Genomic DNA, 24,640 nt, shown 5'->3' with positions numbered 1-24,640 from the left:
CGGCACGCCGAAGAACGGTGGCCCGACGGGATGGAGTTGGTGACCGAGGAGCCGTTGGTCGGTCCTGGGAGCTGCATCGCGGGAAAGGCACTCGCGGAACGAACTGCGGGCCGCCGATCGCGTCGGTCAGTGAGCCAGCACGGTGAGCATGCCGTGGACCGTGCTCGCTATGGCGTCGCGCGCCGGGCCCAGGTACTTGCGGGGGTCGGTCAGCGCGGGTAGCGCGTCCAGCGTGTCGCGTACGGCGCGGGTCATGGATATGTTGAGCGCCGTCCCGATGTTGATCTTCACGATGCCGGCGCGGACCGCGGAGCGGAGTTCGCCGTCGGGAACTCCCGAGGAGCCGTGCAGCACCAGGGGGACCGGAACCGCTTCCCGAAGCCGTTCGATCAGTGCGTGATCCAGCGTCGCCGACCGCTGGGTCATGGCGTGACTGCTGCCCACCGCGACCGCGAGCGCGTCCACGCCGGTACGCGCGACGTAGTCGGCGGCCTCCGCGGGGTCGGTGCGCACTCCTGCGGCGTGTGCGCTCGCGGGAGAGTCCGGTTTGCCGCCCACGTACCCCAGTTCGGCCTCCAGCCATAGTCCCGCCTTGTGGGCCCGGCGGGCCGCCGAAGCGGTGGCGGAGACGTTCTCGGCGTAGGGCAGTGCCCCGGCGTCGAACATCACCGAGGAGAAACCGGAGTCGGCCGCCTGGTCCAGCAGGTCCACGTCGGTGACGTGGTCGAGGTGCAGAGCGATCTCGGCCGTGCTCGACCGGGCCATCGCGGCCGCCGCCAGGGCGAGCGGAAGGAGCTGCCCTCTGTGGTACCGCACGGCGTTCTCGCTGATCTGCAGGATCACGGGCCGTTCCGCCGCCTCGGCGCCCGCGATGATGCCCTCGGCGTGTTCCAGCGTGATGACGTTGAAGGCGGCGACGCTGCGGTGGTCGGTCGCGGCGTGGGCGACCAGGTCGCCGGTGGGGGCCAAAGGCATGTGCGTGCTCCTCGCGCGGGGAGAGTCTGAACCTGCGGTGTCCGTGCGGCGGTTCGGACCCGGCCGGGCCTGATGGCCTGCCGTGGTCCGAGCCGCCGGAGAGCCGGGGGCCTATGCGCCCGCGACGGGTGTCGAGGGATCCCGGGTCTCGGGTTCCTCTTCGCGCTTCTCGTCGGCGTAGACCATCAGCGTGGATCCGCCGAGGGCGAGGACGATGCCGATCGTCCCCCAGATCGTCGGCAGCGTCTGATAGACGACCAGCGACAGCACGATGGTGAGGACGGGTGCCAGGGCGTTGGTGACCGGTGCGACGACGCTGGCCTTGCCGCGGCTGAGCGCCATGACGAGGAACAGCGCGCCCACGGCGTTGAGGACCTGGGTTCCGGCGGTGAGCGCCGGAGCCTGCCACGGGGCATCGGGCAGACCGCCCATCATGAGGATGGCCACGGGGACGAGCAGCAGACCGCTGATGGTCATCCAGCCGAACGTGGTGGCGTCGTTGACGTCAGCGAGGGCGGCCTTGCGCATGAAGAACGCCTGGGCTCCCCAGGCCACGCAGATGAGGATGGACAGCAGCAGCCAGGACCCGGTGCCGGCCGAGCCGTGGTCGCCTGCGGGGATGCTGATGAGCACGATGGCGATCAGTGCGGCGACCACTCCGATGACGGCGAGTCTCCCGATCCGTTCCCTGAGCAGGGCCACGGCCATCAGGACCGTGATCACCGGGGAGAGCGAGACCACCGGGAAGATCAGATAGGCGGGACCGTTGGACAGCGCCTGGAACAGGAGGAGTTGACCACCCGCACCGGTGAGTCCCGCCGCGAGTCCGTACACCGCGGCGATGGGCCGACGGTCGAACCGCTGCCGCCGCAGCGCGAACGCCGCAGGCAGGAGCATGGTGAACGCCCAGATGACATAGATCATCTCGTTCGGGTAGCCGTACCGTTCGGTGGGCTGGCTCGAGAACGCCCCCCAGACACCCCAGAACAGCACCAGCAGACCCGCGTACAGGATCCAGGTTCTTTTGTCACGCATGGCGGTTCTCCGTGGTGGTGATCTCCGAGGTGGAACGCAGAGCGGCGAGCGCCGCGGCGTCGAGAGGGGTTCCGGCGAGCTTTGCCGCGTAGAGGGCCGCGCCGACCATCGGCTCGAACAGCGGGTGACGCAGTTCGTAGCGGGCGGAGCTGTCGCGGAGTTCGGTGGTGAACGCGTCGAGTACGGCGGCCGACTGGAAGACGCCGCCCGAGTAGGACACGGGGACGGGCTCGGTGGCGGAGAAGCCCAGCCGGCGTCGCGCGCTGTCCACCAGCAGGGCCAGTTCGCGTCCGGCCTGGGTGAGGACGGCGGCGGCCTGCGGGTCGCCCAGCCCGGCGGCCTCGACCACGAGAGGGCTCAGCGAGGCGATCTCGCTGCGGTGTCCCTGCCACCTGTTGAGTACGACGTCGATCACCTCGAGGTCGGTGGTCAGACCGAGATGGCGGCGCAGGACTTCCGCGAGCGGGCCCTCGGGCAGCCGGCCGTCGCTCATCCGGGAGAACACGTTCAACCCATGGGCGGCGATCCAGTACGCCGACCCCTCGTCGCTGAACAGTTCGCTCCACCCGCCGGTGCGAACGCCTTGGCCGTGCCGCTCGCCGTAGGTCATCGATCCGGTGCCGCTGATGACGTTGATGCCGTCCACCGCGCCGAGCGATCCGGCCCAGCCACAGATCATGTCGTTGTCGCACGCGTAGCGCTGGTGTCCCAGCACCTGGCCGGGGACGGCGTCCAGCGCGGCGATGTCGCCGGGTACCTCCCCGTACCCGGGCAGGCCCAGGAACGCGTAGTCGATGTCCGCGCGCGTGATGCCCGCGCCCTCCGTCACGGCCCGGATTCCCTCTTCCAGGACCTGTGTGACATGCCCGACGCCGCCGGTGGCGTTGTCCGCAAAGTAGTAGGCCCCCGCCGCGACGGCTCGGGCCCTGATGGAGCCCGCACCGTCGATGAGGCAGAAGGCCGTCTTGGTGCCTCCGCCGTCCACACCCAGAAACATCGTTGTTCCTCCGCTCGGCTCTGTCTGAACGCTGTTACGCGACGTCGTCGTGTCGCTGGGGGAGCGGATGCACGGTCACGCCCTGCACCACGCGGTTCACCTCTCCGGAGGGGAACGGGTTGTCGGGCCGTATGCCTTGGGCCAGGGAAGAGCGCAGCGCGATGAGCTGCGCACACACCACCGCCGGAAGGGCGAGGACCGCGTCGTCGGCGTCCGCGAGCCCAGGGAGCAGCCAGGTGCCGTCGCCCGGCAGTCCGTCCGGTGAGGCGGTGACGGCGACGACGCTGCCCTGGGGAAGTCCCGCGCGCAGTTCGGCCAGGATGTCGAGGTCGTAGCGGCGTGTGTAGGGGTCGTTGGACACGTAGACGACGACGGCGGTGCGGTCGTTCAGCACGGACTTCGGACCGTGGCGAAAGCCGAGGGAGGACTCGGAGGACGCGACGAGCGCGCCTCCGGTGAGCTCCAGCAGCTTCAGTGCGGACTCCTGGGCCAGCCCCTTGAGGGCGCTGCTGCTGCCGAGGTAGACCAGACGCTCGGGTTCGCGGGCCAGCAACTCCTCGATGTGCGGGCTGAGGCCGCCCGCGGTGATGTGCTCGGCCGCCGCGGCGGGGGCGTCGATGGCGTCCGCGGTGAGCGCGCCCAGCGCGAGCAGCGACGCCAGGAGCATGCTGGTGAAGCTCGACGTCATGGCGAAGCCCTGGTCGTTCGCCGCCGCGGGCATGAGCAGGACGCGGGAGGAGGCGCTCCCGCCGTGGAGGCGGGCCAACTGCCCGGCGCTGTTGCAGGTGATGACCAGGTGGTGCACCTGCGTCAGGACCTGGTCGGCCAGTCGGGTCGCCGCGACGCTCTCGGGACTGTCCCCGGAGCGGGCGAACGAGACGAGCAGCGTGGGGACGTCGTCCGGGAAGGACGCGTGGGGGTCGGCCACGATGTCGGTGGTGGAGACGGCATCGGTGCGCCGGCCCGTGGCGCGGGCGACCGAGGCGCGGACGACGTCTCCGGCGAAGGCCGAGGTACCGGCTCCGGTGAGGACGATCCGCAGGTTCCCGTCGGCGAGGAGGGGTTCGAGGAAGGCGTCCAGAGCGCCGCGTTCGGCGGCGACGACGGCACCGACCTCGCGCCACACTCCGGGCTGTTGGACGATCTCCGCGGTGGTGTGGTCGGCCCCGCTGTCCCGCGGCACCAGGTTCTGGTCGGTGGTCTTCACACGTACTCCTTGTCATGGGTGCGGCACGCACGGTCGTAGTCGCGCAGGACGTCACGGATCCGGTCGACGACGAGGTCCCTCGGCGTCGCGGGAAGTGCTCCGGTGCGGACGCGTCGGTACTGGTCGGGCAGGTGGGCGCTCAGCAGGGGAAGCGGAATGCGGAGCCCTGAGAGGTTGGTGAACAGGCGGTCCTGCGCGGCGGCGATCTCGGGGTCGGGCCAGTAGTAGCGCATGCGGTCGCTGTAGCTGTAGCGCCTGGCCAGCCGCTGAGCGTCGGAGTCGCCCTCGTAGTAGCCCTCCCACCAGGAGGGGTTGTCGCGCATACGGGCCTCGACCACCTCGCTCAGCCGCGACCGGGATCCGGCCGCGACGAGTTCGTCCTCGATGGCGGCCAGGGCGAACAGCGCCTCGCGCAGCGCGAACGTGAGTCCGGGTCCGACCTTGAGCACGGCCCAGTGGTCCTCCACCAGGCCGGCCAGTCCCTCCACCGTCTGGTAGTCGGTCGAGTGCGCCTCGAAGACCATGGCGGGTTCGTCGGCCAGGACCGTGCGCAGCTCGGTCGTCCGCTCACGCCGGTAGTCGAACACCTGGAGGTGATCGAACTCCACGCCGGGCTGTACGACCAGGGCCATGACGCGAGGCCATGCTCCGGCCACGCCATGCCTCTCGAAGGCGCGCCGGTTGTGCTCCAGGGTCAGGCGCGCTGATCGCGGGCGTGTGGCGACCATGCCGTCCAGCGTTTCGTGCGCCCCTCCCGGCACCGGAACCTCGGTTCCGATGACGTACCGGAGGGTGTCGGCGGAACCGCCTGCCGCGGTCTCGGCCACGCGGACCAGGCGCGCGGTGCGCTCGGCGACCAGGTCGTCGGTCAGCGGGGCGTCGTCGTCGGCGCAGGAGAAGCTGCAGTCCAGGTGGATCTTCGTGAAGCCCGCCCGGACGTAGGCCGCGACAAGATCGTCCGCCTCGGCCATGGCTTCTCGCGAGGGCCGTGAACGCCACCGGTTGGGTCCCAGGTGGTCTCCGCCCAGCACGACCCGGTCCAGCGGCAACCCGTGCTCGGCGGCGATGCCGTGCACCAGTTCGCGGAAGTCTTCGGGCCGCATACCGGTGTAGCCGCCGTACTGGTCCACCTGGTTCGAGGTGGCCTCGACGAGGACGGTGCCTCCCGAGTCGAGGGCCTGTCGGACCGCTGCCTCGATGACGAGGGGATGGGCCGAGCAGACGGAGGTGATGCCGTGCGGTTCGCCCGCCTTCTGGCGGCGCACTACTTCATCCAGGGGGTTCCACATGATCGCTCCAGGGTTCACCGAAGTGCGTCGGCCGCATCTGTCGGCGCGCCTTCGGAAACGTGACTGGAACGGTACTGGTCTCACTCATGGCCGTCAATGGTCTGTTAGTGGTATGCAACTGGTCTGCCTGGAACTGGTATACATCTGGTATGTCTTCTTCGGATCGTGGTCTCCCGCAAGGGCTGCTGAGCGGAGACGCTCTGCCCCTCTACACCCAGATCGCCGGCCGTCTTCTCGACGACATCGCCGAGAAGGGCGCCCGGCCGGGAGACCGGCTGCCGTCCGAGCGGGCACTCGCCACCCGGTACGGCGTCTCGCGGGTCACCCTTCGCTCCGCCCTGAACGAACTCGCGGAACGCGAGGTCATCGAGTCCTCGCCCGCCCGCGGATGGTTCCTCGCCGAGGGATACGAGCAAGTCGCCCCGCCGACGCTGCCGCCGTCCTCGGGCTCCGCCGTGGCCCAGTCGGTACAAGGCTTCGCCGACTACGCGGAGCAGCAAGGACTGCGGCTGCGCGACTCGGTCCTGGAGACCAGGGTCCGACCCGCAACGGTTCAGGAGTCCGAACTGCTGCGGGTCGGCCCGGGGGCGGCGCTCTTCGAGATGCGCCGGCTGCGCTACCTGGACGACATCGTCGTGGTCCTTGAGCACAACCGTCTGCCTCTCGGCCTGTGCCCGCAGTTGGCGGATACGGACTTCACCAAGGACACGCTCTTCGCCACACTTCGCCGCGCCGACCCGCCACAACTGCCCAAGGTCGCCGACTACTCCGTGGAAGCCCGGCATCCGACGGAGGAGGAACGGCGGCTGCTGGAAATCGCCGACGCGACTCCCGTGCTCGTCGCCACCCAGCTCGCCTTCAACCAGAACGGCCAGCCCCTCGAGCTCACCGCGGCTGCGTTCCGCGGCGACCGGTACCACTTCCGGGCTTCCATCACGGGGTGATCGTGGCCGGGCCGACCGTTGGGGGTGCGTGTCCGGCCAGGGGTCCCGACACCCGGGGTGGGAACGCCCACCCCGGTGGTCGTCAGCCCTTCCTCGCCGGTGACGGCACCGGCGTCAGCAGGCCCCGTGCCCGGACCGCGGGGAGGGACAGCGTGCGATAGCCCACGCTCTCGAACAGGACGGTGATCCTGTTCCCCTCCTCGCTCATCACCTCGCCCTCGCCCCACGTGGTGTGGCCCACCCGTGTTCCGGGCGGGAAGGCGCCGTCGGCCGCCACGGGATCCACCGGGTCGGGGCCCGTGCCGGAAAGGATGTCCCCGGTCCGGGCGGGGGTCTCCTTCAGTTCCCGCGCACGGGCGCAGAGGTCGCAGCCCGCGCAGTCTCCTTCCGCCAGGCTCTCCCCGAAGTACCCGAGCAGATGGCGCCGACGACAGCCGTTCGTCTCCGCGTACGCCCGCATCATCTCCACCCGGGACCGCTCCAGGTCGACACGGGCGGCGGCGATCCGCATCGCCTCGCGGACGCACGCGTCGCGCTCCGCCCCGGGCACGGCCCGGACGCCGCCGCGCTTCTCCGTGGTCACCGCCCCGGCATCCTCCAGCAGGTGCAGCATCGACGTCAGTGCCGTCTGGGACAACTCGGTGCGTTCGCGCAGGCCGGTCGGCGTGACCGGTTCCGGCTGTCCGCGCACCGCGTCGATCAACCCGCCCAGGACTTCCGGGTCGGGGCGGGCACCCGCCCGGAAACGCTGCACTCCGAGGTCCTCGGGACGGTACGCGAGGATCGCCGCCGACGGTTGTCCGTCCCGTCCGGCCCGGCCGATCTCCTGGTAGTAGGTGTCGAGGGAACCCGGCACCGAGGCGTGCAGCACGAAGCGGATGTCCGGCTTGTCGATACCCATCCCGAACGCGGAGGTGGCGACGACCACGTCGAGTTCACCGTCCTGGAAGCGGTCGTGCGTCCGGGAGCGCTCGGCCGCCGACAGCCCCGCGTGATAGGCGGCGCTGTCGAATCCGAGCGCCGACAGCTCCTGCGCGTACTCCTCGGCCTCCCGCCGCGTTCCCGCGTAGACGATGCCCGGTTTGGCCTCGGCCGCGGCCCGTTCCACCACCCACCGCCGCTTGTGGACGTTCTCCTTGTGCCGTACGACCTCCAGCGTGATGTTGCGGCGGTCGAACCCCGCGACCACCTCCCGGGGTTCACGCATACCGAGCCGTTCCACGATGTCGGCCCGTACGGGGGCCGCCGCGCTGGCGGTCAGCGCGAGGAGCGGGGGCCGGCCGATGCGTTCGCGCACATGGCACAGGGACAGGTAGTCGGGGCGGAAGTCGTATCCCCACGAGGACACGCAGTGCGCCTCGTCGACCACCATCAGCGCGGGCGAGGCCGCGGCGATCTGCGCCACCACCTCGTCCTTCGCGAGCTGTTCGGGAGAGACGAAGAGGAAGTCCAGATCGCCCTCGCGCACGCGCTCCCACACGGCTTCGTTGTCCCGCGCCCGCTGGGCGGAGTTGACGGCCGAGGCCCCGGATCCCTTGATGCCGGCGAGGTGCGCGACCTGGTCCCGCTGCAGCGCTATCAGGGGCGAGACCACGACCGTCGGCCCCTCCAGCAGCACACCCGGCACCTGGTACACGGCGGACTTCCCCGCACCCGTCGGCATCACCACGATGGTGTCGCGGCCCTCCATCACGGCCGTCATGGCGGCGAGTTGGGCCGGGCGCAGTTCCTCCCAGCCGAACACCTCACGGGCACAGCGGTGCAGACGCCTCCTGAGTGACCTGGTCTTGAAGTATCCGACCTTGACGCGCATGACCCTCACACTCCGGACGCCGCTCTTCAGTGGGTTCGGCGCCCGTGTACCCCTTGCGAGGACGGAAAACAGTCCGGGGGCCAGGAGTTGTCGTTCCGTGTCCTCGGAGCGTGGGAGACGGCGCGCCCCCGCCCCGCGCGGAGCGTCGCCGCTCCCGGAGGACTGGGCCGGACTCGTACGGCGCCGGGCCGTGCCCGCGGCCGTTCGGCGGGTGGGGCGAGGCACCGGAGGTGTTCGGTGAGCCCGTCATGGATGAGGCTGAGAGACTCAGACGGGGAGCAGTGCCAGGGCCTGTTCGAGGTTGTGCTCGGCGATGGCCGCCATGAACGTCCGGTCGGGGAAGTCCCCGTCCAGGAGCCGCAGCGGGCCCGCCGTCAACGAGAGACGCTGGGCGAGCAGGTAGAGCGCGAGCCGGTCCTCGTCCAACCCGCCTGACGCCAGCGGCCGGTAGGCGTCGTGGAAGCGGATGCGCAGGAACACGTGCTCCCACTCGACGTCGAAGTACATCAACCCCTCGATGTCGATGACGGCGGGCCTTCCGTCCTGGTCCACCAGCACGTGATCGGGGCCCAGTTCGCCGTGGACGACCGAGTGCTCCGCGCGCGGCCGTACCGCCGCCGCCAGGTCCAGCAGCCGTTCCTCCAGCCGGTCGCGGACGCCCGCGATCCGCGGATCGCGCGAGGCCGCCTCGGCGAGGTCCCGCAGAGCGCGGTCGAGAACCACCTCTTCGCACGACGTGCCGCGCGAGGTTCCCCCACCGTCGACCACGGCCACTTTCCCGTAGGCCGGCGCCCGGTGGCTCCGCATCGCCTCCAGGGACTCCGCGAGGCGGGCCATGACCGGGGCCGCCGCACGCGGATCGCGCGCGAGCAGTTCTTCCAGGTTCTCGCCCCGGAGGTCCTCGACGATCGCCAGGTCGGCACGATCACCGGCGCCGTCGCGGTCGACGAGACGGACCGCCGGAACGCGGACGCCGAGCCGGTCCAGGCGCGTGTGCGCGGCCTGGAAGAGCGCGAGTCCGAGGCCGGGCGAGAACGGGTCGGTGAGGTCGTCGTCGCCCTCGGCGGCGGGCCAGTAGTTCTCGGCGTCGGCCCACAGGTACGCGACCGCTGTCGAAGCGTCGTCCATCACCAGGCGGTACACGCCCTTCTTGCTGCCGCCCGCGATCCGCTCGACCGCCACCAGCCGCCGTCCGCCGCCCAGCGCGGACCGCGCCGCGCCCGCCAGCCACTCCCGCGTCACCGCGTCGGGTGCCACGTCCCGAACCGCCTTTCCGTCACGACCAGATGCGAGCCGGTCTCTCGGTCCGCGCGTCCGTCCGACCCGTCCGCAGACGTCAGCGGCTCTCCGCGACGGCCACGCGGCCCGACCGCAGGGAGGAACGTCCTTCCGCCGGGGCGCCGAGAGCGTGTGCGAGGGCGAGGAGACTGTCGTCCGACACCACGCGCAGGCCGTACTCGGCGAGCAGTGCGGCCATCCGCTCTGGTTTCCACAGCGAACGCCACGGCTCACCCGCCGTGACGGAACTGCCGAGCACGCGTGTGAGCAGCCGACCCGCCTTTGCTCTCGCCGACGGCGCCTGGTAGTTGACGACGAGCGCACTGCCCGGGACCGTCCGGGCGGCGAGGGCGCCCACCGTGGCGCGTACCTCGGCTCGCGTCAGGTACGGGACGACGCCCTCCCACAACCATGTCGTCGGCGAGGACGGGTCGTGGCCGGCGGCGTCCAACGCCGCACCGAGATCGTCGGCGGCGAAATCGACCGACGTGAAGCGGACGGAACGCGCGACGGCCGTCAGCTCCTCGGCGGGGCGAGCGCTCCTGTCCGGTCCGCCGGGCTCGGACGCGGCCTCGGCGAGCCGGGCGCGCTTGTCCTGTTGGGAGGCGGGATGATCGACCTCCCACACGTCGGTCCGCGCGAGCTCGGGCAGCCGCCACGCGCGGGTGTCCAGACCGGCGCCGAGGATCACGAGCTGGTCGGTGAGACGGGCGCGCAGGGCCTCGTCGATCGCGACCGTCCGCGGCACGACCACCTCGGCGCACGCGCGGACACTCTCGTACCCGGTGCGCTCCCGCCAGCCGGAGGGTGGGGTGTTCGCGCGCACCTCGTCCACGGGCCGCCGTTCCTCGGCGCGCAGCAGCCGTACGGCCACAGGATCGGCGAACTGCCCCGGGGCGGCACGCCCGTTCGCGGCGGCCCGCCCCTGACAGACCAGCACGGCCGTCCGGCTCGCGCCCCTCCCACTCTCGCTCATGGAGCCTCATTCAACACCACTTCGACTCCGTCCCGGCCCCGGTCAAGAAGGTCTCCGGGCCGCGGGCGGCCGCCTCGCCCGCGGTCGCGGCGTAGGCGCCCGCCGCGGTCCGTGGTCCGCGCGCCGGTGTCCGTACGGGGCGGGAACGTCGCCGCGGTCCGTAGTCCGCGCGACGGTCTCCGTACACGGCGGCACCGGCGACCCGTCCCGCCCGGACCGGTGAGGGACTGATGCTCCGCGGCATCCTCGGCGAAGCGGATCGGGCGGACCCGCCTCGGAGCACAGCACCGTGAGATCCTCAGGCGCCCGAAGTCCGCGCCGATCCGCCGTCGAGCGCTCAGGGCTTGGTCTCGTACCTGGTCAGGACCACGCCGTCGGGAAACGTTCGGGTCTCCATCAGCGTCAGGTTCACCCAGTTGTCCAGGGCGGTGAAGAACGGCGTGCCGCCGCCCACCAGGACCGGATGGGTGACGATCGCGTACTCGTCGATCAGCCCGGCCCGCATGGCGGCCGCGGCGAGTGTGGCGCCGCCGATGTCCATGGGGTCACCGTCGCCGGCCTTGAGCCTGGTGATCTCGGTGACCGCGTCGCCGGTGACCAGACGGGTGTTCCCGTCGACCGTGCCGGTCGTGCCGGAGAACACCACCTTCGGCATGTCCCTCCAGCGGCCGGCGTACTCGATCGCCTCCGGTGTGGCAGCCGGCTGCTGGTCGGCGGTCGGCCAGTGGGAGCTCATCGTCTCCCACAGCCTGCGCCCGTACAGCGCCAGGCCCGTCGCGGCCACCCGGTCGGACCACCACTGGAACAGCTCGTCGCTCGGCACGCTCCAGCCGAGGTCGTCGCCGGGCGCGGCGATGTAGCCGTCCAGGCTCATGTTCATGGCAAAGGTCAGTTTCCGCATGGCGTCAGCCTCCCGTGAGTCGGTGTTCGGCGTACAGACCGGCACGGCGCGGGAAAATCATCGTCGGACGACACTGCCGCGGTGGTTACCGGGTTCACCGCGACGGAGAGCCCCCGCCTTGGCCATCGCGGGCGAGGTGTGCGCGTCCACTGAGGCGGTGCCGGATGCTCGGCGGGCGAACCGGCGCCGCCCTGGACCGCCCGCTGGAGCGGGAAGCCGGCCGTCTTCCCCGTCGCCGCGCTCGACGACCCGGCGCTGCCGGGGGCGCCGGCCGAGCCGGCGGCGCGGGCGGACGCGACGGACGCCGATACCGTCGACCGGGCGTTGTCCGTCGCGATGCCGTCGCCCGTCATGTCGCCGACGTGACCCCACCGCACGTCGCCGGATGTGACGCCACTCGTCTGCCGCTGGTGACAGCGTTCTTACCGGCACCCCGTATTCTCGCCGCCCCCGAGGCGACCGTGCGGACCTCCCACGGTCGCCTCGTCCAGGGGCGGTGGTCACAAGGAGGGCGTGTCCCTCACCTTGGCCATGCGGTGAACCGCGTCGGTGAGGATCTCGGGCGACGTCGCGAAGTTGAGCCGCACGTGTCCTTCCCCGCCGCGTCCGAACTCCGGTCCCGGGGTGAGCGCGACCCGGGACCGTTCGAGGAAGGCCGCGGCGGGGTCGTCCCCCAGGTTCAGTTCCCGGCAGTCCAGCCATGCCAGGTAGGTGCCCTCGGGCTGCCGGTGGCGGATCTCGGGGAGGCGGTCCGCGAGGAGTTCGGCCAGGAGGCGGCGGTTCTCGTCGAGGCCGACAAGCAGGTGGTTCAGCCAGCCGATCCCGTGGTTCAGTGCCGCCGTCTGCGCGATGACGCCGATGCCGCTCAGCTCGTGCAGCATGTCCATCGGGATGCGCCGCATGTCCGGGCCGGAGTCCGCGCCCCACGCGAGCAACCCGCCGCGGAAGCCGGACAGATGCCATCCCTTGGAGGCCGAGAAGACGGACACCGCGTCGTCGGAGCCCGGGACACTGAGATACGGGACATGCCGGGCTCCGGCGGGGACGAGGGGTGCGTGGATCTCGTTGGTCAGCACCCGCACGCCGAACTCACCCGCCAGCTCCGCAACCGCCGTGAGTTCCGCGGCGGTGTGTACCGTGCCGGTGGGGTTGTGCGGGCTGCACAGGAGCAGAGCCCCGGGCCGTCCTCCTCCCGCTCCGTCGCTGAACGCGGCACGCAGTGCGTCCAGGTCGATGCGGTGACCGGGCCCGAGGGGGACCTCCACCGGGCGCCGTCCCAGACCGCGGATGATGCTCAGATGCGGGCCGTAACCGGGAGAGTTGACGACCACCGCGTCGCCGGGTGCCGTGATCACCTTGAGCGTCTCGGTGATGCCCGTCAGAACGGACGGCACGACCAGGGTCCGATCCGGGTCCACCCGCCAGCCCCAGCGAAGGGAGGCGAAGTGGTCCCAGGCGTGCGCGAACGCCGGGTCGAAGGGCGGATATCCGGTGTCTCCACGCCCGAGCGCCTCGTTCACCGCGTCCACCACGGCCGTCGGCGGAACGGCGTCCATGTCCGCTATCCACAGCGGCAGGACATCCTCCGGGTAGCGACGCCACTTGATCCCCTGCTTGCTTCGCAGGTCGGCGAGGGTGAGCCGGCGAAGCGGGTTGTGACCGTCCGCAGCGGGGGTGTTCATCGAATTGCCTTTCTGTATACCTGGCACAGGACGACATACGACAGCGGAGCCCGGATCGCCCCGGAGTTCCGACAGGACTCGGGATTCGACGGAGTCGACCCCGACCGATCCGGTGACCTGCGGGTGGCTCCGCACGCAGGACTTCGGCTACGACCGCGCCCGACGCGCGCACGTCTCCGGCCCGCTGCCGTCAACTAATCGTGCTCCGAGGGGAGTTCAGCGCACCCGCACACCGGCGCGGAAGACCGCCCGGACATCGCGCAGTGCGGCGGGGGCGGTCACGGGATTGCCGCCCACCGCGAGGAGATCGGCGTCGGCGCCGACCGCGATCCGTCCCTTCCGGCCTTCGACCCCGCACGCACGAGCCGCGACGCTCGTGACGGACGCGAGTGCGTCGAGCGGGGAGAAGCCCAGATCGACCGCGTCCGACACGGCGTAGGGCAGCACGTCGTGGGGCTTGAAGGGACCGATGCCGGCATCCGAGCCCAGCACCACCTTGGCGCCCATCTTGTAGAGGTCGCGGAAGGCGCCGAGGATGATTCGCGCCTGCGAGATCATGGCGGGATGGTCGGGGAGGGGCCGGCCGGGGTCACGCCCCAAGGTGAGACTGACGAAGCTCCCGCTCTCGGCGACGGCGGCGAGCGCCTCCGGATCGGGTCTGCTTCCGGCCTCCGTCAGGAAGCTCACGTGCTCGAGTGTGTCGACGCCGGCCTCGACGGCCTCCATGATCGCCGTCACACCGTGGGCGTGGGCCGCCACGGGCAGGCCCAGACGGTGCGCCTCGTCCACCACGACGCGAAGGTCGTCGAGGCCGTACTGCGAGACATGGGGCGCGACCGATTCCGAAGTCATGTTCCCGCCGCTCGCCATGATCTTGACGACGGCAGAGCCGCGGGCGTGGCGCTCGCGCACCGCCTGGCGAAGCCCCTCGGCGCCCTCCACCTCGCCGCCGAAGAAGTGGCAGTGGCCGAGCGGCGTGGTGAGCGGGGGGCCGGCGGAAAGGATCTCGGGCCCGAGGTGGGAATGCCGCCGGAACTCCTCACCGAGCGCCACCGCGAGGTAACCGCGGTCGCCGAGGTCCCTGACGGTGGTGATTCCCGCCCGCAGCATCGAGTCGGCGGCCGTCCTCATCCCCGCCAGCAACTCGGTGTCGTCGATCCGCTGAAGCGACGAGACGGGATCGGGTCCGGCGTCGAAGGCGAGATGGACGTGACTGTCGATGAGGCCCGGCAGGAGGCAGGAGTCGGGACCGAGGTCGACAACGTTGTCGGCGGATGATTCGCCGAGCTCCGTGCTCGCGGGTTCCACGCCGGTGATGACGCCGTCGGTGACGGTGACCGCCGAGGGCCCGGACAGCTCGTGACCGTCGAACAGTGAGGCCGTGCGTATGGTGTATGAGTTCACGCTGGTCGTGTTCCTCTTAGAGAAAAATACTTGACGCGACAACATTCTACGTGGCTGTGCCACGGATTCCGGACCGGCTGTCCGCCATGTGGACCGGTCGGGTCCTGCGGGACCTGGGACCGGGGTGGCAGCCCGGGGCGCGGGCGCCCGGGTACTGGGGCGAGCGTCCGCGGGCGGGCGCCCGGACGTGCGTACTGGACGTAGGCACTGGACGTAGGCACTGGACATGGGCACTGGACATGGGCACTGGACGTGAACCCACCGACATGGGTGCCCGATCTGAAACACCTGGACGTCGACGCCGGGAGAGGTGGGCGGCTACTGGTCCCCGACGAACGTGACCGTCTCGCCGAGCGGTGCGCGGCCCGTGCGGGAGACCTCCGCCGTCGGGTCCTCGAACCCGACCGACATGCCGCAGAACAGGATGAGGCCGTCCGGTGGCGAAAGGATCTCCGCCACGGTCGTGCGGTATTTCGCCCAGGCCATCTGGGCGCAGCTGTGCAGGCCTTCGGCGCGGAGCAGCAGCATGACGGTCTGCAGATACATGCCGACGTCGGACCACTGGGGCCGGCCCATGTCGCGATCGATGTAGCAGAACAGCGCGGCGGGTGCGCCGAAGCAGTCCCAGTTCGCGGCGGCGGCCCTCTGACGAGCTTCCAGGTCCTCGCGCGGGATGCCGAGCGCGCCGTAACGCTGCTCACCGAAGGCGGACCGGCGCTCCCGGTAGGGGGACTTCAACGTCGGCGGGTACTGCTCGTACTCGGGTTCGTCCCACGGGTCGCCCGAGGCCACGCGTTCGCCCGCGCGTTTCTTGAGCTCGGCCAGCGGCCGGCCGGTGAGCACATAGACGTGCCACGGCTGGAGGTTGGACGCGGACGGGGCTTGGGCCGCGGCCGACAGTACGCGCTCCAGCACCTCGCCCGGCACCGGCCGGCCGGTGAACCCGCGCACCGCGCGTCGGCCGGCGACCGCTTCGTAGACGTCCATGCCCACTCACCTCCGTGCGCGACCCCGCAGGGATGACCGCGGAGGTCCGGGGAATGTGACAGGACGCCCCTTCGACCACGTCAAGGGCGTGATCCGTGCCGACGCAGGTGAAGGTCCGTGGAAGCATTGAGGGCCGCACGGAAGGCCGCGATACTGATGCCCGGCCCACGGAGGATCAAGGGAGTACATATGAGCCAGGTCGTCACAGGGGCCATGGTGCGTGTCGAGGACATCCACAAGTCGTACGGTCACGGCGCCGCCGCCGTCCATGCCCTGCGCGGTGTCTCCTTCGACATCCCCCGCGGTGAACTCATCGCGCTCAAGGGCCGGTCGGGCTCCGGGAAGACCACCCTCCTGAACATCGTCGGAGGGCTGGACACACCCGACCGGGGGCGGGTCATCGTGGACGGCACGGATCTGTCGGAGCTCGGTGAGGACGGCCTGCTGGCGATGCGCCGGGACCGGATCGGCTTCGTCTTCCAGTCCTTCGGCCTCATACCGATCCTGACGGCCGCGGAGAACGTGGGTGTGCCGATGCGCATGCGCCGGGCCGGCGTACGGGAGCGGGAGGAGCGCGTCGAGCTGCTGCTGTCCCTGGTGGGTCTCGCGGACCACGCGGCGCAGCGGCCCGGCGAGCTCTCCGGCGGCCAGCAGCAGCGGGTCGCCATCGCCCGCGCGCTGGCCAACAACCCGTCGTTGCTGATCGCCGACGAGCCCACCGGACAGCTGGACGCGGAGACCGGCCATGCCGTGATGGAACTGCTGCGGGCGGTGGTGCGCAGCGAGCAGGTCACCGCCCTGGTGGCCACGCACGACGCGACCCTGCTCGACCTCGCCGACCGGGTGCTGGAAATGCGCGACGGGGAGATACGGGACGTGACGGGGGGGTAGGCCGGGTCGTCGCCGACGGATGTGTTCCCCGATTTTCGGGCCGGTGCCGGGGCCGGGGCCGTGGGCCGCCGTCCCGGCACCGGCCCGGGTGTCGGGACGGAGGGAGACCGGGTCGGGACGGCGCCGGGGTGGTCGGCGTGGGGGGACTGGATCGGGCCGGGTCCCCCGACGCGTGGGACCCGGCCCGATCCCCGGCGCGTGCCGACGTGACGTGCGGTCCGCGCACCGGCCGCCCGGTGAAGGCGGACGGTCAGCCGTGCCCGCTGTCGTCCGGCCATACGGTGATGTGGTCCTCCTCCAGACCCAGCGCCACCCGGTCGCGCATGCCCAGTGTCTCCGTGTACTCGGCGGGCAGCTGGAGGCGGCCGGCCCGGTCGAGCATCGCGTACTCGCGGGCCACCAGGGTCTCGTGGCCGGTGGTCTCGTCGACCTCGCTGCGGCGCAGGACCTCCGTGGAGGTGCGGCCGTCACGGATGGCGACCGTGCGCCGCACCTCGCCGGCCACGGCGCGGTCATGGGTGACGATGACGATGGTGGTGCCGAGCTCCTCGTTCGCCGTGCGGAAGGCGGCGAAGACCTGTTGGGCGGTCTGGGAGTCGAGTTCGCCGGTGGGTTCGTCGGCGAGCAGTACCGCCGGGTCGCAGGCGAGGGCCACGGCGATCGCGACCCGCTGCTGCTGACCGCCGGACATCTCGTGCGGACGGCGGTCCCGGCAGTCGGCGACCTGCAGCAACTCCATGAGTTCCTGGGCGCGTTCGGCGCGTGCCCTGGACCGGCGCCGTACGCCCGCCAGTTGGAGGGGAAGGGCGACGTTCTGGGCCGCGGTGAGATACGGCAGCAGGTTGCGGGAGGTCTGCTGCCAGATGAAGCCGACCACCTGGCGCCGGTAGTGCAGGCGGTCCTTCGCGGTCATGGCCAGCAGGTTGTGACCGGCCACCTGAGCCGCCCCGGCGGTGGGGGTGTCCAGGCCGGCCAGGATGTTCATCAGGGTGGACTTGCCGCTGCCCGACGCTCCCACCAGGGCCATGAGTTCGCCCTGGCGGACGAGCAGATCGAGGCCTTGGAGGGCCTGCACCTCCACGCCGTCCGCGGAGAAGACACGGACCAGCCGGTCGCAGGCGATGAGGGCGTCGTGGCCGTACGCGGGCCGGGCGCGGGAGGCGGTCGCCCTGTCGGCCAGTTCGGCGAGGGTGGGACTCGTCGTCATCGGACTCCTTGGTCGGTGAGGGGCGCGGACGGCCGGCGGCGGGTCGGGGCTGCCGGGTCCGGCAGGGGGCCGCCGGACCGGAGGCCGGGCGCGAGGTGTGCTGTCCTTCTCACCGCGTGTCACCCGCTCTCAACTCCCGTACCGCGCCCTTCCTGCCCGCCCACCACGCCTGCAGCGCGGCGATGCCCACCGTGACCGCCACCACGGCCAGCGCCGGAATCGTCAGCGACCAGGCGTCGATGTGCAGCGGGATGCGGTCGAGAGGGGCGTCCGAGGGAGGGAGTGCCACCGCGGTGAGGTCCATGCCGGGGGAGAGCAGGCTGATCGCGGCCCAGCCGGTGAGTACGCCGCCGGCCGCGGCGAGGACGGCCTGCGGCAGGGACTCCAGGACGAGCAGGCGGCGGCCCTGGGGCCGGGTGAGGCCCATGGTGCGGAGGCGGGCGAGCAGCGCGATGCGTTCGGGGGCGGCGCGCAGCAGGGACAGGAGCAGCGCGAGCACCGCGTAGCCGGCGCCGGCCGCCACCGCCGCGGTGTAGAGACGCTCCACACCGGTCTGGAGCGGGGAGTCGACGTACTGGGCCCGCTGTTCGGCGCGGAGGCTGACCGCCGCGGCGTCCCCGGCCGCCTCGCGCAGGGCACGGCCGTCCGCGTCAGGGCCCGTGACCAGGAGGGTCGTCGGCCTGGCCGCGGCGGCGCCGAGACCGGCGCGGTCCACCACCAGGAAGTCGTCGCCCAGGACGGCCGGGGTGAGGTGACGGACGGCGACGACGCGGACGGTGATCCTGCCGCCGTCCTCCATGCTGACGGGGAACGGGGCCGAGCCGTAGGTGTGTGCCACGCTCGGGGAGGCCACGACGGGCAGTACGGCTCCCGGACCGCCCCGAGCCACCTTCAGCGCTCCGGCGGGGAAGGCGCCGATGCCCGTCCGCGCCGTCAGCTCAGCGTAGTCGCCGGGATCGACGCCCACCACCGGCACCGTCTGGCGTCCGTCCTTCGGCCTCGCCCGGTACGTGACGCTCACCGCCGTCACGTCCCGCACGCCGGAGACCCGCCGCACCCGGTCGGTCAGTCCGGCGGGCAGGGGCTCCATCGCCGATTCCACTCGGGCGTCGGCCCGGACGGCCAGCAGCGCCGAGTGGTCCCGCGCGTCGCCGACGCCCGCCAGGACCGAGCCGCCGAACGACGCCGTGGTCAGTGCGGTGAGCAGGGCGAGCAACGGCAGTACCGCCGACGCCGAACTGCGGCCGGCCCGGGCCAGCGAGAGATGGGTGACCACACCGCGCAGCCGCCCGGCCGGACGGGCCAGCCCGCGCAGGGGAAGGGGGTAGAGGCGGACCAGCAGCAGCGCGGCGATCACCCCTACCAGGACGGGGGCCGCCGAGATCAGCTGATTGCCGGTCCCGGCGGACGTGCCCTGCCGGCGCAGGCTCACGACCGCGCCGACGGCCAGCGCCATCAGCGTCAGTTCCGCCACCGTCCGGCGCCGGGAAGGACGTACGGACGTCACGTCGTGGCGGAGCGCGGGGACCCGGACGAGCCGGTGGGCGGCCGCCGCGCGCAGCGGGAGGGCCGCGCAGGCGACGACCGTCACCGCGAGGGCGGCCAGCACGGCGGGCAGGGCCCTGGCACCGGGGAGGAACCGCACCGCCACGGCCAGGCCGAGCGCCCCGGCCGGAACGGCGATCACCGCCGTCTCAGCGAACAGGCGGCCGACGAGGCCCCGTAGCGACGCGCCGCGGGCCCGCAGCAGCGCCATCTCGGTGCGGCGGCGGTCGGCGGTGAGACCGGCCGCCATCGCCAGGACGACGAGGGCGACCGTACCGCTGCCGAGGGCGGCGACGGCGATCAGCGTGGCGACGCCGGAGTGCAGCTGCGCGTAGGCGGCGAGCACGTCGTCGAGATCGGTGTCGGCGTCCGTGAGCGGGCCGGTGACCGTGCTCACCTCGTGCAGACCGGGTCCGGACACCAGGGAGGCGAGCGAGGACCGGAGCCCGCCCAGGTCGCGGTGGTGCAGGCCGGCGGAGGAGGGGGCCAGCCACCAGTAGCGGTACGGCCGTCCCTGCGTGCCCAGGAGAACGGGCGCCGCGTCGGGCGGCAGCAGCACGGCGCCGAGCCAGTACCGGGGCGAGTACGGGTCGGAGGGGTCCGTGAGCTTCAGGACGGGCGTGCGGAACAGGGGTTCCGTCGCCCAGTAGACGCCGTCACGGTCGCGCGGGGCGACGATGCCGGTGATCCGGACGGTGAGCGCGCCCCGGCCCGCACCGGGGACGTGCAGGACGGAACCCACCCGGGCGTGCAGGGTCTTGGCGGTGTCCGTGCTGACCGCCGCCTCCACCTCGGGCGTCCTGGCGGTGACCGCGCCGGACGCGCGGGGCAGCCGGCCCTCCGTCAGCCGGGCGTGCCCGGCCAGGTCCGCCGGCGCCACGAGAGCGATCTTGGCGGGCCGCGCGTCCGGCCGGGGCAGCCAGGCGTCGGGCACCTGCTGGTTGACCGTCGTGGTCACACCGTACGACGACAGGCCGGGGTCGGGGACGAGGGGACGCCGGACCTTGCCGACGACGCTGTCGTACTGGCCCTTCAAGGTGGCGGGGCGCAGTGCCTGCTCGCGCCGGTCCTGTGGCAGGTCCGGCAGGTTGGGGAGGTCCGTCAGGGGTCCGGGGGAGGTCAGACGGACGACGCTCCGGGACGGCGGCGCCTGTTCGACGGCGTGGCGCAGGCCCCCGTCCTCGTACCGCTCCAGCGCGCGCGGGAACGCGGCGGCCAGGCAGGCGGTCACCGCGACCAGCAGCGCGAGGGAGAGCGCGGCACCGGGAGCCGACCGCAGACGGGTGCGCACCCAGGGGGCGACGGCGCGGTCCACGCGCCGGAACGGGATCACCATGTCACTGCCCCTCCCGCAGTACCCGCACCGGATCGCTCCGCCGCACCGCCAGCAGCGCCACGACGGCGACCGGGACGGCGGCCACGGCCGCGAGCAGGACGGCCACCCGCAGCGGTGGCAGTTCCACCAGCAGATCCGGCACGGGGCGGGTGGCCTGGCCGGTGAGGACGATGAGGGGCAGCACCGCGCGGGTCAGGGCGACCCCCAGGCCGGTGCCCACGGCCAGCGCCAGCGCGACCAGCACGCCGTGCTCGGCGGCGACGGCACGGGCCAGCCGCCGCCGGGGCGCGCCCAGGGCACGCAGGATCGCGAACTCGGCGTTCCGCTCCCGCATCGCGCCGGTCGCGCTGACCGCGAATCCGAGCGCGGCCAGCACCGTCGCCGCGACGGCCGCCGCGGTGAACGCGGCCTCCGGGGCCGCCCCGAACGGATCGTCGCGCAGCTCGGCGGCGATCTCGTCCCGCACGACGACCTGCCCCGGATCGAGGTCGGGCCGGGCGCGCAGGGCGGTGGCGATGCCCGCGTCGGCCGAGGGCGAGTCCGGTCGCAGCCACCACTCGGTGGGGCCGACGGCAGCCCCGTAGCGTGCCTGGAGGACGCGGTTCACGGCGTCCAGGTCGACGAGCACGGCGCCGCCGTCCGCCTCCTCGCCGTCGGCCGTCGGCAGCTGCCGCACGGCGCGCACGATCCGAACGGGCACGCTCTGTCCCTCGAAGGTGAGGTCCAGCGTCTGACCGGCATGTGCACCGCCGGAGGCGAGGAAACGGTCGGTGGCGAGGGCGGCCACCGTGGTGGTCCGGGGCTGCGTCACCTGCATCCGCAGCGCCAGGGACGGCGTGAGCCACGCCTGTTCGGCCGGGACGTAACCCGTGTCGTACGTCAGGGTCGGATGTCCGGCGGCCCGTACGCGCGGCCGGGTCGGGGCGGTCCGGGGGTCCGAGGCGCCCTCCCCGTAGGTGTCGGAGGCCGCGGTCCAGGACGTCGGCAGTGACACCCGCTGGGCCCTGCCGGCGGCGGTGGTCGCGGTGAGGGCGTCGAGGGTCAGGGTGTGCCGTTCGGCGTGGAGGGGCGGCATGGGCAGCACGAGCTGTACCCCGGTGAGGGTCAACGGCCCCTGGTCGCCCGGCAGATCGATGGTCAGCGGGTGCGGGTGGCCGTCGACGGGGAGGCTCCCGGACGGCAGCGGGTACGGGACGCCGTGACCGTCCTTCAGCGTCTGCATCACCGTCGCGGTGCTCGTCGTGCCTCGCTGCGAACTGCGCAGGGTGGCCGTCAGCGTCAGCCGTGTGGTTCCCGCGGGCACGTGCGCTCCCGCCGTTCCGCCGGACGGTCCCAGCTCCGCCAGCAGTCGTTTCGCCGGGGCGGACGCCAGGTCGGGGCGCATCAGGACGGTGTCCGTGGCGTGCGTGGTGTCCAGGGCCAGCACCGTCGCCGTGCGGTCCCCGGACAGGGGCAGGGTCGTCCGTACCGCGGGGACGGCCGTGCGCACATGGGGCACGGACGCGTAGTCCTGTGTGCTGCCGAGCTCGCCGGGCCCGTTGCCGAGGACCCGGACCGGAGCGCCCGCCGCGAAGTCGGCCTGGTCGTCCTGCGAGCGCTCCCAGGAGGAGCCCTGGCCGATGGCCAGGATGCCGAGCGCGACGGCCAGGACGAGCAGGAGGACGGGCCCGGCGCCGCGACCCGGGCGGCGGCTGAGCTGCCAGCCGGCCAGCGCGGCGGCCAGTCCCCGCCCGCCCGTCGAACGGCGTTCGACGAGCCGGGCGGCCACCGGGAGCAGCCGCAGGGTCAGGACCGCGCCGGCGAGCAGCGCGAGGGCGGGCGCGGCGACCAGCAGTGGATCGATGCCCCAGGCGCCGCCCTTGTCCGCGCTCACGGCTCCCGACGTGCGGCTGTTCAGCTGCCAGTAGGCGACCCCGGCCACCGCCACCAGCCCCAGGTCCGCGCCGGCCCGCAGGGGAGCGGGCAGGGCGCGGGCGCGGGACGTACGGAACCCGGTCGACGCGACCGCCGGGATGGTCACCGCCAGCGCACATCCCAGCGCCACTCCGGCCGCGGTCAGCCAGACCGCGGGCCCGCCGCCGGCGGGCACCTCCAAACGCAGTCCGAGCCGGGCCAGCGCCCCCCGCCCGGCGAGCAGCCGGACCAGCGGGCCGGCCAGCAGCGGGGCGATCAGCAGCGCGGGCCCGGCCAGCAGCAGGGCCTCCCGGGCGGCGAGGCCGGCGAGGGCGGAGCGGGAGGCGCCGCGAGCGCGCAGCAGCCGGGTCTCGCCGGTGCGTTCGGCGGCGAGCAGCCGGGACACTAGCAGCAGTGCGCAGGCCGCGAGCAGGGCGAGCTGAAGGGCGACGATCAGGAGGGTGGAGCGGGAGACGAGCAGTGAGCGGTCGATCCGGTCGAGGGCCTCGGGGAGCGCGGTCGTCGCGGTCGCCCGGCCCGCCGTACCGCCCATGGTGGCGTCCCCGGTGGACAGCTTGCGCAGGGCGGCCGGACCGGTGCGCGCGGAGGCACGCAGGGAGTCGATGCGGTCGGCGGTGAGACGGGCGAAGTCGGCGGTGGCGAGCCACGCCGTCGTCCCGTCGCTCAGCCTGCCGCCGGTGACGACGGAGGGCGCCGTCAAGAGGGGACCGTACGTGGTGAAGGCGGACGTCCGTACGCCCCGGCCGCCCAGCTCGTCCAGGAGCCAGTAGGGGGAGGCGGGTTCGGCGGGCCGGTACAAGCCGGTGACGAGGATCCGTACGGAGGGTCCGTCGAGCCGGTCGGTGACGGTGAGGCGGGCGCCCGGCGCCAGCCTCAGCCGCCGCGCGGCGGTCTCGGGCAGCGCGACCTCGACGTCCGACGTGCCCGCGCGGGGCAGACGCCCCTTGCCGAGCCGCACCTGGGCGGGGTCGAGTGCGGCGAAGTGGGTGAGGTCCGGGTCGCCGCCGGAGCGGGCGCCTTCGGCCCGGGTGCTCGCGGGCAGGGAGTACGGGCCGGAGCGCACCAGCGTCCGCACGGTGACCGGCAACCCGTCGAAGGTACGGCGCGCTCCGGCTCGCACGGCCGTGTCGGCGGCCCGGCGACGGTCGGCCGCCACCTCGGCCTTGACGACGAGCGCGGCGTCGGCCGCGTTGCGCGGTTCGGCGAGGGAGTGGCGCAGCGCCGCGTCGCCTATCGCGGTCGAGTAGGCGGCCAGGGACGCCAGCACGGACGTGGTCAGCAACACCGTGACCAGGGCGGCGGCGATCAGGGTGCGATGCGCCCGGGCTCTCGCCAGGACGAGCGCGGTACGCCCCGAACGCACCTTCGTGCTCCCCCCGTACGCCGTCACCCGGCTTCCCCCCGTAACTCCGATGTGTCCACTTCCTCAGATCTCCGGTGATCTTTTCAGACCGCGCGCGGCGAGGTAAGCGAGGGAGGAGCGGGCTTGGCCGAATTGTGACCGGAAATCGACGTTCCATGAACAGAATCCGGACTGCGGAGCGCGGTATCCGGTCCGTCGTTCCTCGGCGCCTCCGCGGGAGAGGGGGTGTGCGGTGCTCGTATCGAGGGGATGCGAGCACCGGGTCATTCGGCCTCCGGCGTCCCCGCCGGCGGCTGAGGGTCGTCACGCCGGACGAGACGATAGCTCTTCCGGTCGGTGGACGCGGGCCACATCCGCCGGCGTGCGGGAGGCGCGAGGTGCCTGAGCTTCCGCGGCCGTACGGCGCGAGCGGCGTTCACCAGGGCGACCACGGCCGGCGAGGAGCCCCACAGCGTGCGGTACCGGTGCGTCGAGATGCCCGCGAGCCGGGCGGCCGACGGCCAGGTCTCGCCCCGGCTGATGGCGACCAGTACCACCCGCAGCTGCGCGGCCGTCACCTTGCCCTGGAGGCCGGACCCGTGGGCGGCCGCCAGCTCGCCGGCCGACTTCACCGCCGCGGCGAACACGGTGTCCCTCTCCAGCCAGCCGTGCAGCACGCGGTCGGAGACCCCGGCCCATACCGCCGCCGCGTCGGGACCGAGCCCCAGCGCGGTGGCCTGCAGTACGCCGGCCATCCGGGACGCGGTCTCGTCCTGCTGGCTCGGCAGATCACCGAGAGGCTCGCGCAACGCGGCCTCGATCTCCTCGCGCGCGCTGAGCCACGCCACGACATGGGCCGCGCGCCGACCGATCTCCGGCTCCTCCGGTTCGTACACCGCCCGCCCCTGCTCCACGAC

Annotated in this window: 18 protein-coding genes; 2 read left to right on the top strand and 16 right to left on the bottom strand. The window is 72.6% G+C overall.

From position 1 onward, the window contains the following. Positions 1–126: 126 nt before the first annotated feature. The 5 genes from OG776_RS02125 to OG776_RS02105 form a co-directional block, all read right to left on the bottom strand. The gene (locus tag OG776_RS02125) at positions 127–975 is read right to left on the bottom strand and encodes a class II fructose-bisphosphate aldolase (RefSeq protein WP_148011785.1); all 849 of its coding nucleotides are present in this window, start codon (positions 973–975) and stop codon (positions 127–129) included. Positions 976–1,086: 111 nt separating this feature from the next. Then, positions 1,087–2,010 carry a DMT family transporter gene (locus tag OG776_RS02120; protein WP_148011786.1) on the bottom strand — a complete coding sequence of 308 codons (924 nt, stop codon included), beginning with the start codon at positions 2,008–2,010 and terminating at the stop codon, positions 1,087–1,089. Continuing rightward, a complete protein-coding gene (locus tag OG776_RS02115; protein WP_329318449.1) occupies positions 2,003–3,007 on the bottom strand; it encodes an N-acetylglucosamine kinase in 1,005 nt (334 codons plus the stop codon). Before OG776_RS02115 ends, OG776_RS02120 begins: the two co-directional genes overlap by 8 nt. 34 nt (positions 3,008–3,041) lie before the next feature. Then, positions 3,042–4,214: an SIS domain-containing protein gene (locus OG776_RS02110; RefSeq protein WP_148011788.1), complete on the bottom strand. Its 1,173-nt coding sequence runs from the start codon at positions 4,212–4,214 to the stop codon at positions 3,042–3,044. Further along, positions 4,211–5,503 carry a D-tagatose-bisphosphate aldolase, class II, non-catalytic subunit gene (locus OG776_RS02105; RefSeq protein WP_148011789.1) on the bottom strand — a complete coding sequence of 431 codons (1,293 nt, stop codon included), beginning with the start codon at positions 5,501–5,503 and terminating at the stop codon, positions 4,211–4,213. Before OG776_RS02105 ends, OG776_RS02110 begins: the two co-directional genes overlap by 4 nt. A 149-nt stretch (positions 5,504–5,652) precedes the next feature. Between OG776_RS02105 and OG776_RS02100 the strand changes: the two genes are divergently transcribed. After that, positions 5,653–6,447 carry a GntR family transcriptional regulator gene (locus OG776_RS02100; protein WP_148011790.1) on the top strand — a complete coding sequence of 265 codons (795 nt, stop codon included), beginning with the start codon at positions 5,653–5,655 and terminating at the stop codon, positions 6,445–6,447. An 82-nt stretch (positions 6,448–6,529) separates the two neighbouring features. Here the strand turns inward: OG776_RS02100 and OG776_RS02095 are convergent, their stop codons facing one another. From OG776_RS02095 to OG776_RS02065, 7 genes are all read right to left on the bottom strand, one after another. Continuing rightward, positions 6,530–8,260: a RecQ family ATP-dependent DNA helicase gene (locus tag OG776_RS02095; protein ID WP_148011791.1), complete on the bottom strand. Its 1,731-nt coding sequence runs from the start codon at positions 8,258–8,260 to the stop codon at positions 6,530–6,532. A 267-nt stretch (positions 8,261–8,527) separates the two neighbouring features. After that, a complete protein-coding gene (locus OG776_RS02090) occupies positions 8,528–9,502 on the bottom strand; it encodes a phosphotransferase family protein (RefSeq protein ID WP_329323629.1) in 975 nt (324 codons plus the stop codon). Between the two features lie 94 nt (positions 9,503–9,596). Beyond that, positions 9,597–10,514, bottom strand: a complete 918-nt coding sequence (locus tag OG776_RS02085; RefSeq protein WP_329318443.1) for a class I SAM-dependent methyltransferase — start codon at positions 10,512–10,514, stop codon at positions 9,597–9,599. A gap of 337 nt (positions 10,515–10,851) precedes the next feature. Further along, positions 10,852–11,415, bottom strand: a complete 564-nt coding sequence (locus OG776_RS02080; protein ID WP_148011793.1) for a dihydrofolate reductase family protein — start codon at positions 11,413–11,415, stop codon at positions 10,852–10,854. 500 nt (positions 11,416–11,915) lie between these two features. Next, entirely contained in the window at positions 11,916–13,097 is a 1,182-nt protein-coding gene (locus OG776_RS02075) for a MalY/PatB family protein (RefSeq protein WP_329318440.1), read from the bottom strand. Positions 13,098–13,313: 216 nt separating this feature from the next. Further along, positions 13,314–14,501, bottom strand: a complete 1,188-nt coding sequence (locus tag OG776_RS02070; RefSeq protein ID WP_329318438.1) for a metal-dependent hydrolase family protein — start codon at positions 14,499–14,501, stop codon at positions 13,314–13,316. Between the two features lie 318 nt (positions 14,502–14,819). Continuing rightward, positions 14,820–15,488, bottom strand: coding sequence for a nitroreductase (locus OG776_RS02065; RefSeq protein ID WP_329318437.1), 669 nt, complete (start codon positions 15,486–15,488; stop codon positions 14,820–14,822). 189 nt (positions 15,489–15,677) lie between these two features. Here OG776_RS02065 and OG776_RS02060 point away from each other — a divergent pair, with 189 nt between their 5' ends. Further along, positions 15,678–16,379: an ABC transporter ATP-binding protein gene (locus tag OG776_RS02060; protein ID WP_148011797.1), complete on the top strand. Its 702-nt coding sequence runs from the start codon at positions 15,678–15,680 to the stop codon at positions 16,377–16,379. Between the two features lie 250 nt (positions 16,380–16,629). On the opposite strand, the gene OG776_RS02055 is transcribed toward OG776_RS02060, so the two are convergent. The 4 genes from OG776_RS02055 to OG776_RS02040 all read right to left on the bottom strand — a co-directional run bounded on the left by OG776_RS02055 (position 16,630) and on the right by OG776_RS02040 (position 24,619). Continuing rightward, a complete protein-coding gene (locus tag OG776_RS02055) occupies positions 16,630–17,586 on the bottom strand; it encodes an ABC transporter ATP-binding protein (protein WP_148011798.1) in 957 nt (318 codons plus the stop codon). Positions 17,587–17,695: 109 nt separating this feature from the next. Further along, positions 17,696–20,467, bottom strand: a complete 2,772-nt coding sequence (locus OG776_RS02050) for an FtsX-like permease family protein (RefSeq protein WP_329318434.1) — start codon at positions 20,465–20,467, stop codon at positions 17,696–17,698. 1 nt (position 20,468) lies between these two features. Then, positions 20,469–23,744, bottom strand: a complete 3,276-nt coding sequence (locus OG776_RS02045; RefSeq protein WP_329318432.1) for an FtsX-like permease family protein — start codon at positions 23,742–23,744, stop codon at positions 20,469–20,471. A 263-nt stretch (positions 23,745–24,007) separates the two neighbouring features. After that, positions 24,008–24,619, bottom strand: a complete 612-nt coding sequence (locus OG776_RS02040) for a hypothetical protein (protein ID WP_329318430.1) — start codon at positions 24,617–24,619, stop codon at positions 24,008–24,010. Between the last annotated feature and the right edge of the window lie 21 nt (positions 24,620–24,640).

The organism is Streptomyces sp. NBC_01689 (genome assembly GCF_036250675.1).
In the GTDB taxonomy this organism is placed as follows: domain Bacteria; phylum Actinomycetota; class Actinomycetes; order Streptomycetales; family Streptomycetaceae; genus Streptomyces.
This window is presented reverse-complemented; position numbering and strand designations above follow the sequence as displayed.

What these genes read in the sequence shown, in the direction of transcription:
- OG776_RS02085 (WP_329318443.1), bottom strand. Translation starts at nt 10,514, where the DNA reads ATGAGCGAGAGTGGGAGGGGCGCGAGCCGGACGGCCGTGCTGGTCTGT.
- OG776_RS02065 (WP_329318437.1), bottom strand. Translation starts at nt 15,488, where the DNA reads ATGGACGTCTACGAAGCGGTCGCCGGCCGACGCGCGGTGCGCGGGTTC.
- OG776_RS02080 (WP_148011793.1), bottom strand. Translation starts at nt 11,415, where the DNA reads ATGCGGAAACTGACCTTTGCCATGAACATGAGCCTGGACGGCTACATC.
- OG776_RS02125 (WP_148011785.1), bottom strand. Translation starts at nt 975, where the DNA reads ATGCCTTTGGCCCCCACCGGCGACCTGGTCGCCCACGCCGCGACCGAC.
- OG776_RS02055 (WP_148011798.1), bottom strand. Translation starts at nt 17,586, where the DNA reads ATGACGACGAGTCCCACCCTCGCCGAACTGGCCGACAGGGCGACCGCC.
- OG776_RS02075 (WP_329318440.1), bottom strand. Translation starts at nt 13,097, where the DNA reads ATGAACACCCCCGCTGCGGACGGTCACAACCCGCTTCGCCGGCTCACC.
- OG776_RS02100 (WP_148011790.1), top strand. Translation starts at nt 5,653, where the DNA reads ATGTCTTCTTCGGATCGTGGTCTCCCGCAAGGGCTGCTGAGCGGAGAC.
- OG776_RS02105 (WP_148011789.1), bottom strand. Translation starts at nt 5,503, where the DNA reads ATGTGGAACCCCCTGGATGAAGTAGTGCGCCGCCAGAAGGCGGGCGAA.
- OG776_RS02115 (WP_329318449.1), bottom strand. Translation starts at nt 3,007, where the DNA reads ATGTTTCTGGGTGTGGACGGCGGAGGCACCAAGACGGCCTTCTGCCTC.
- OG776_RS02120 (WP_148011786.1), bottom strand. Translation starts at nt 2,010, where the DNA reads ATGCGTGACAAAAGAACCTGGATCCTGTACGCGGGTCTGCTGGTGCTG.
- OG776_RS02050 (WP_329318434.1), bottom strand. Translation starts at nt 20,467, where the DNA reads ATGGTGATCCCGTTCCGGCGCGTGGACCGCGCCGTCGCCCCCTGGGTG.
- OG776_RS02060 (WP_148011797.1), top strand. Translation starts at nt 15,678, where the DNA reads ATGAGCCAGGTCGTCACAGGGGCCATGGTGCGTGTCGAGGACATCCAC.
- OG776_RS02095 (WP_148011791.1), bottom strand. Translation starts at nt 8,260, where the DNA reads ATGCGCGTCAAGGTCGGATACTTCAAGACCAGGTCACTCAGGAGGCGT.